At 61.6% G+C, this 7,696-nt stretch carries 7 protein-coding genes; 6 read left to right on the top strand and 1 reads right to left on the bottom strand.

Features of this window, described 5'->3' with window-relative positions; all coding sequences use genetic code 11:
• A partial coding sequence (locus tag EOA36_RS37785; RefSeq protein ID WP_210212424.1) for a hypothetical protein occupies positions 1 to 374 on the bottom strand: 374 nt, incomplete at its 3' end.
• Positions 375 to 685: 311 nt separating this feature from the next.
• Here EOA36_RS37785 and EOA36_RS20335 point away from each other — a divergent pair.
• From EOA36_RS20335 to EOA36_RS20310, 6 genes are all read left to right on the top strand, one after another.
• Positions 686 to 1,948 (top strand): N-acetylmuramoyl-L-alanine amidase, encoded by a 1,263-nt coding sequence (locus EOA36_RS20335; protein WP_127279148.1) that lies wholly within the window; start codon positions 686 to 688, stop codon positions 1,946 to 1,948.
• Between the two features lie 212 nt (positions 1,949 to 2,160).
• Entirely contained in the window at positions 2,161 to 4,605 is a 2,445-nt protein-coding gene (locus EOA36_RS20330) for a penicillin-binding protein 1A (protein ID WP_127279147.1), read from the top strand.
• Positions 4,606 to 4,728: 123 nt separating this feature from the next.
• Positions 4,729 to 5,860, top strand: a protein-coding gene (prfB, locus tag EOA36_RS20325) for a peptide chain release factor 2 (protein WP_127279146.1) whose coding sequence is annotated in 2 segments (ribosomal slippage) — positions 4,729 to 4,794 and positions 4,796 to 5,860 — 1,131 coding nt in all. Because the reading frame shifts where the segments join, the coding sequence is not laid out codon by codon here.
• Positions 5,861 to 6,436: 576 nt separating this feature from the next.
• The gene (locus EOA36_RS20320) at positions 6,437 to 6,805 is read left to right on the top strand and encodes a hypothetical protein (RefSeq protein WP_127279145.1); all 369 of its coding nucleotides are present in this window, start codon (positions 6,437 to 6,439) and stop codon (positions 6,803 to 6,805) included.
• A gap of 130 nt (positions 6,806 to 6,935) precedes the next feature.
• A complete protein-coding gene (locus EOA36_RS20315) occupies positions 6,936 to 7,304 on the top strand; it encodes a GFA family protein (protein ID WP_127279144.1) in 369 nt (122 codons plus the stop codon).
• Between the two features lie 152 nt (positions 7,305 to 7,456).
• Positions 7,457 to 7,696 (top strand): YMGG-like glycine zipper-containing protein (locus EOA36_RS20310; RefSeq protein ID WP_127279143.1); only part of this gene is annotated, 240 nt, incomplete at its 3' end.

Genomic DNA, 7,696 nt, shown 5'->3' with positions numbered 1-7,696 from the left:
GGTGGGAGGCGTCTATCAGCATTTTGTTGGGCATTATTTCGTTTCCCCCCGGCAGCCGTCAGCCGCAGCTGGCGGGGCAAAGCCCGCTGCTGTGTGTCTGGATGAGAGTGGGTGCCGGATAATTGAACGTCCGCCGGACGGTGCCTGCGTGTCATGGCGGTGCCGCCCGCAGCCATATTGGCGCGGTTTGATGCGGACGTTTCCATGATTGCGCTTGAAGCCATCGTCACCAGCAGAACCTTTTGAACCAAAGCCCGGAAACCGGACCAGCTTGTTTGCTCATACAGAGCCGGCGCGGGAACAACCCGGCCGTTTTCCTCACGCAGGCGATTCCCCCGCCACGGGAGCACACCTGCGAAATTCGTCGCAATCACCTGAAGCCTTTTCGCGTGAAGCGAAAGGAGCCGCCTTTCATCTGACCCTGTAGCAGGAAGCTGCGGAGGAGGGCGGTTCCAGGATTGCAGTGATCCACCATCGCTTTTATGATTTGGCGGGTTGGAAGGCAACCCCGATTTCCGATGCCGGCAAAAAGTGGTTCCGTAGCGTAAGCCTGGTCCGAACCTTGCATGAAAAGGCTTGGTTAACCTTCTCTGGATACCAATCGTTAATCGAATTCGCGGCCTGACCGGCGTGTCGATGAAATGAACGGGCGCAGGGCGCCAAACCGGGAGCGACTGGAAGAGAGATGGGACTGGCGGACTTCACAGACAAGGGATGTCGTGTTGGCGGCCAGAGTCTCCGTGTCTTCTGCCTCGTGTTATTGGTGGTGTTTTCGTCTGCCTTTTCCACGCTTGCCAGCGCCGCCGACACGACGCTTGTGGCGAGGGGCTACAAAATGGCCGGCGATGCCACCAGGATGCGCATCGTCATGGATTTCGATCGCGAGCCTGACGTCAAATGGTTCCTGCTGCGCGGGCCCAATCGCCTTGTCATCGATCTTGCGAACACCCGATTTGCCGTAGATGCCAAGGATTTGAAGCCGCGTGGCCTGGTCAAGGGTGTGCGGCTGGGCGAACTCGGCGAGGGCGTCGCGCGGCTGATTCTGACCGGCAAGGGACCATTCGCCGTCGACAAGCTCGATGTGCTCAAGAATGAGGACGGAACCGGCTACCGCATTGCCGTCGACATGTCGGCGGCCTCCGAACGTGAATTTGATGCCGCCCTTGCCAACCAGGCGCTGACCACCGGTTCCACGGTTTCGACCGACAAGGGCGGCCGGGTCGGCACCGGACCTGTCTCCAATCCGGGCCACCGGTTCACCGTCGTCATCGACCCCGGCCATGGCGGCGTGGACGGCGGTGCCGAAGGCCTGAACGGCACCATCGAGAAGAACGTCACGCTGGCCTTTGCCACGGAACTGCGCGACAAGCTCGCGGCGGTCGGCAGATACGATGTCTTCATGACCCGTGATACCGATGAATACCTGCGCCTGGACGACCGCGTGCGCATCGCCCGCCAGCATGAGGCCGATCTGCTGATTTCGATCCATGCCGACACGATCAGCGTCAAGGGTATCCGCGGCGCCACTGTCTATACGGTCTCCGACAAGGCTTCCGATCCGGAAGCACAGGCGCTTGCCGACCGTGAAAATCTGTCCGACCAGTTCGCCGGCATGGTCATCAAGGACGACAACAAGGAAGTGACCGACATCCTGATCGACCTGATCCGGCGCGAGACGCACACTTTCTCGATGAGTTTTGCCCATACTTTGGTCGGTCAGCTCTCGACAAGCGTCGGCCTTATCAACAATCCGCAGCGTTCGGCCGGGTTCAAGGTGCTGAAGGCCCCGGACGTGCCGTCCGTGCTGGTCGAGCTCGGCTATCTCTCCAACGCCAAGGACGAGGCGCAACTGCTCGACACCGAGTGGCGCGGCAAGGCAGCGCAAAGTATCACCAACGCCGTCGCATTGTTCGCTTCCGCGCGCGCCGGGCCTGGAACCGGAGGTTGACGATACCCGCGGCGCCTGCAACCAGGCGGCGTTGCGGGATGACAACACCCGGTGCTTTTTATTTCCGGCTTGCGGCCGCGAAACGCGGCCCTGCCGTATTTTGTCCACATGGTGGCGACATGGGTTTTCGATTGCGGATTGGGACCGGCTCGAAAGCTTGCGTGGAAGGCGGCTTCGTTTAGGAAATTCCCGAACCAAGGACTGGAGCGGGTATGATTCGTCTCATTGGCTATTTCTTCGGCATCGGCACGACGCTGGCCCTCCTGGCCGCGGCGGGCGTTGCCCTCTACATCGGCCATGTGGCAAAGGATCTGCCCGACTACGAAGTGCTGGCCAAGTACGAGCCTCCAGTGACCACCCGTATCCATGCCTCGGATGGCGCGCTGATGGCGGAGTATGCACGAGAAAGGCGCCTGTATTTGCCAATCCAGGCCATCCCGGATCGCGTCAAGGCTGCCTTCCTGTCCGCGGAGGACAAGAACTTCTACAGCCACCCTGGTGTCGACATAACGGGGTTGGGCAGAGCGGTGATGACTTACGTTTCGGGTGGCCCCATGCAGGGCGGCTCGACGATCACCCAACAGGTTGCCAAGAACTTCCTGCTCACCAACGAGCGCTCCCTGGAGCGCAAGGCCAAGGAAGCCATCCTTTCGTTTCGCATCGAGCAGGCCTATTCCAAGGATCGTATCCTTGAGCTCTATCTCAATGAGATTTTCTTCGGCTTCAACGCCTATGGCGTTGCCGGTGCGGCACTGACCTACTTCGATAAATCGGTGAACGAGCTGACCGTGGCCGAGGCCGCCTATCTGGCATCGCTCCCGAAAGGCCCGGCCAACTATAATCCCTTCAAGCACGCCGACCGGGCAATTGAACGGCGAAACTGGGTGATCGGCCAGATGGTCGAAAACGGTTACGTTACGCCCGAAGAGGGCGCGAAGGCGAAGGCCGAGCCGCTTGGCGTTGCTCCGCGCCGCACCGGCTCCTACCTTTTCGCCGGCGAGTATTTCACGGAAGAGGTTCGTCGGCAGATCATCGCCCGCTACGGCGAGAACGCCCTTTATGAGGGCGGGCTGTCGATTCGCACCACCCTTGACCCGAAGGTCCAGCTCATTGCCCGCAAGGCGATGCAGAACGGATTGATGAAATACGATACTCTGCGCGGCTATCGCGGGCCGGTGAAGACGATCGACGTCTCCGGCGACTGGGGTGTGCCATTGGGCGCCGTCAAGGGGCTGGAAGACGTTCCCGAGTGGTCGCTTGCCGTCGTGCTCGACAGTTCGGCATCCGGCCTGTCGATCGGCCTCCAGCCCGCGCGCCAGGCGTCGGGCGACATCGTCAAGGACCGCGTCGAAGGCACCGTCAGCAAGGACGACATGGGTTTCGCCATGCGCCATCTGGTCGATGGCAAGACGGTCAAGGCAAAGTCGCCGGCCGACGTGCTGAGGCCCGGCGACGTCATCTTCGTCCAGAAGAACGACGGTTCCGACAATGCCTACAGCTTGCGCCAGGTTCCCGAGGTGGAAGGCGGCCTGATCGCGATGGATCCGCACACCGGCCGCGTGCTGGCCATGGTCGGAGGTTTCTCTTATTCGCAGTCCGAATTCAACCGCGCCACCCAGGCCATGCGCCAGCCGGGCTCCTCGTTCAAGCCGATCGTCTATTCGGCCGCGCTCGACAATGGCTATACCCCGGCCTCGGTGATCATGGACGGACCGATCACCATCCAGAGCGGCAACACCACCTGGACGCCGAAGAACTATGACGGCACGGTCGCCGGTCCGGCAACGCTGCGCTCAGGTATCGAGAAGTCGCGCAACCTGATGACGGTGCGCCTTGCCAATGACATGGGCATGAAGCTGGTCGTCGAATATGCCGAGCGCTTCGGCGTCTATGATCATCTGGCGCCATATCTGCCGATGGCGCTGGGTTCGGGCGAGACGACCGTCATGCGCATGGTTTCGGCCTATTCGATCATGGCCAATGGCGGCAAGTCGATCAAACCGTCGCTGATCGATCGCATCCAGGACCGCTACGGCAAGACGGTGTTCAAGCAGGATGAGCGTGGCTGCGAAGGCTGCAACGCGCCTGAATGGAAGAACCAGCCGGAGCCGGAACTGGTCGACAATTCCGAGCAGGTGCTCGATCCGATGACCGCCTACCAGATCACCTCGATGATGGAAGGTGTCGTCCAGCGCGGCACCGGCGCCACCATCGGCGAGCTTGGCCGCCACATCGCCGGCAAGACCGGCACCACCAACGACGAGAAGGACGCCTGGTTCATCGGTTTCACGCCGAACCTCGTGGTCGGCCTCTACATGGGCTACGACACGCCGCGCGGCCTTGGCCATGGCGCCACCGGCGGTGGTCTTGCGGCCCCGATCTTCAAGGATTTCATGCGCGTGGCGCTGGACGGCACGCCCAATGTCGACTTCAAGCTGCCTGACGGCATGAACCTGATCGCCATCAACCGCAAGACCGGCATGCGCGCATCCTCGGGCGATCCCGGCACCATCATCGAGGCCTTCAAACCGGGCACCGGCCCCGCCGACAGCTACTGGGTGATCGGCATGGGCGCCGATGGCTCCAACGCTTCCGGCGGCGCCCTGTCGCCGCAGGCCAACCAGGCCATCCAGGACGGCGGCGGCGGCCTTTACTGACGAATTCAAACGTCCAAATGGGTCAGCCTCGGGCTGGCCCATTTCGCTTTACACATGGCGGCACCGTCCCTATGTATCGCGCCGACCGAAGCGTCATTCAGCAACAGGACAAAATATCAGGCCATGCGCGCGGAAACGCAGAATATTGTCGACGAGATCAGGCAGGCGATAACCCTGCTGAGGAGGCATCTTTGACTGGGATCAGGCCATAAAGCGGCTTGAATACCTGAACGTGCGAGCCGAGGACGCCAGCCTCTGGAACGAACCGCTGGAAGCGCAGAAGCTAATGCGCGAACGCCAGGGCCTCGAGGAAGGCATCGCGGCGGTCAAGGGCCTGACGCAGGCGCTGGAAGACAATATCGGCCTGATCGAGCTCGGCGAGGAAGAGGGCGACGAAGGCGTCATCGCCGAGGCTGAGGCCGCGATCCGTTCGATGCAGGGCGAGGCCAAGGCCCGCCAGGTCGAGACGTTGCTCTCGGGCGAGGCCGACGCCAACGACACCTATCTCGAAATCCATGCCGGCGCCGGCGGTACCGAAAGCCAGGACTGGGCCTCGATGCTGTTGCGCATGTATACGCGCTGGGCCGAGCGCCGCCGCTTCAAGGTCGAGGTGCTGGAAGTGCATGACGGCGAAGAGGCGGGCATCAAATCCGCCACCTTGCTGATCAAAGGGCACAATGCCTATGGCTGGTTGAAGACCGAATCCGGTGTCCATCGCCTGGTGCGTATTTCGCCCTATGACAGCAATGCGCGCCGCCATACGTCCTTCTCCAGCGTCTGGGTCTATCCTGTCGTCGACGACAGGATAGAGATCGACGTCTCCGAATCCGACGTGCGCATCGATACCTATCGTTCGTCCGGCTCGGGCGGCCAGCACGTCAACACCACCGATTCGGCCGTGCGCATCACCCATATCGCCACCGGCATTGCCGTCGCATGCCAGGCCGAACGCTCGCAGCACAAGAACAAGGCCAAGGCCTGGGAGATGCTGCGCTCGCGCCTCTACGAGGAAGAGCTGAAGAAGCGCGAAGCGGTCGCCAACGCGACCGAGGCCTCGAAAAGCGATATCGGCTGGGGTCACCAGATCCGTTCCTACGTGCTGCAGCCCTATCAGCTGGTCAAGGATCTGCGCACCGGCGTCGAAAGCACCAGCCCGTCGAGCGTGCTCGACGGCGATCTCGACGACTTCATGGAAGCCTCGCTTTCGCAACGCATCGAGGGCGGCGCGGGCGAAGCGGTGGCGGATCTGGACTAGAATCCGGCATATCTTGAGGCGGGGATCGAACGGGATAAGTGCACCCTTGCCGAAGGGCCCCACAGGCTGATCCATTTCGGCGACGAGAGCAGCCATGATACGCATTGCAGCCGTTCCGGCTTGTTGCTCTATTCGCTCGTCTGCGACGGCGCCGATGTCCACGTCGCCATGGGCACGCTGGCTGACGATCCAACGATTCGGCCGACGGCGCATATCTAGTCGGCTCCAAGGCGCCGTGGTTCACCATCGCCGACGACCCGCCGCAATAGCCGTCCCGGACGCATAGCCGGAACCAATCAGTCCCGGAATTCGTTGACTGCCATCTTGCAGACCCGGCGATGTCAACCTTCTGTTTACCAAGCCGGCGCACCCTTTAGAGCTGACTTATCGGCGCTCGGCTGCACCGCAGCCGAAGCAATTTCTTGCGCCGACCAAGGAATCAGCCCAGCATTCGGGCTGTAACAGAAGCATTTATGGCCGGACGCGGCATATCTGCGAGCTGACGATACGGCCACTGGGAAGACACGTTCCGGGAACGGGCAAGCGCAACGCTTGATGCTCGAAAGGAATGTTTCGATGTCTGCTGCCTCGTCTAGATCGGCCCAAGCCGTTCATCCGGCCGGCCGACTGCTGTTTTCCTTGTTTGCGATGGCGGCGCTGACGGCGCCTGCCTTGGCCCACGATGCCAAGCCCAGCCCGGTCCTGCCGCAGGGCTGGAGTTATCCCTTTGCTTGCTGTGCAAACTACGATTGCCGCACGACCCATTCGGGCGAGGTGCTGGAGAAACCCGAAGGCTATGTGATCGCCGGGACAGGGGAGGTGGTCCCGATGACCGACAGGCGCGTGAAGGACAGCCCCGACGGCGAATTCCACTGGTGCGCGCATCAGGCGGGTCTCGACGCGGGCAAGACCATCTGCCTGTTCGTGCCGCCACGCTCGTACTGACAAAGCAAGTGCATCGTCGCTTCGAACGATGACGATGCTCAGTCGCGATGGAGCATGCTGACAGGCAGTTGCCAGGAGCGCTTCTTTATGTTGCCCTGCCGCATGGGCGGTGGACAATGGAGAAGACTTCATGGCCATCAAGGGAAGCTGCCACTGCAAGGCGACGATATTCGAGGTCTCGGAGGCGCCGCAAACGGTGACGCAATGCACCTGTTCGTTCTGCTCGAAACGCGGCTCGCTTTGGGCCTACTATACGCCATCGCAGTTCAAGCTCATCACACCGCAGAAGAACGTTTCCTTCTACCAATGGGGTTCAAAGACCATAAAGCATGGGTTTTGCGCCACCTGCGGCTGCGGCACCTTCACCGAAACGCCGGACTGGTCGACCGGCGAGCCGGACTTCGACAATCCGAAGATCAGCGTCAACTCGCGGCTGTTCGACGATTTCGATCTCGACCAGGTCGAAGTGGTGGTCATCGACGGCAAGAATCTCTGGTAGCCCGTGATGGCGCTTCGTCAGGCAACTGGCTCCGGCGAAAAGCTGCAACGGCCACTTTTCCCGTTCCGTTTTTCGCCGCATTTCATGGTACAAGTCGCGCCAAGGGCTGATTTGGCGCCATCGTAAGGCGTGACTTGGAGAGGGACCATTCTATGAAAAAGACCGTGCTCGTCGTTATGGCGACGGCTCTGCTCGTGACTGCGTGCACCACCACCGATCCGTATACGGGCGACCAGAAGATTTCCAACACCGCCGCGGGCGCCGGTCTTGGCGCTCTTGCAGGCGCCAGCCTTGGTCTGCTTGCCGGCGGCAATGATCGCCGCAATGCGCTGATCGGCGCCGGCATCGGCGCGCTGGCCGGCGGTGCGATCGGCGCCACGATGGACCAGAAC

It is taken from the genome of Mesorhizobium sp. M8A.F.Ca.ET.021.01.1.1 (genome assembly GCF_003998025.1).
Classification (GTDB): domain Bacteria; phylum Pseudomonadota; class Alphaproteobacteria; order Rhizobiales; family Rhizobiaceae; genus Mesorhizobium.
This window is presented reverse-complemented; position numbering and strand designations above follow the sequence as displayed.

Coding starts and splice junctions, on each gene's coding strand:
- EOA36_RS20335 (WP_127279148.1), top strand. CDS start 686: ATGGGACTGGCGGACTTCACAGACAAGGGATGTCGTGTTGGCGGCCAG.
- EOA36_RS20330 (WP_127279147.1), top strand. CDS start 2,161: ATGATTCGTCTCATTGGCTATTTCTTCGGCATCGGCACGACGCTGGCC.
- EOA36_RS20320 (WP_127279145.1), top strand. CDS start 6,437: ATGTCTGCTGCCTCGTCTAGATCGGCCCAAGCCGTTCATCCGGCCGGC.
- EOA36_RS20315 (WP_127279144.1), top strand. CDS start 6,936: ATGGCCATCAAGGGAAGCTGCCACTGCAAGGCGACGATATTCGAGGTC.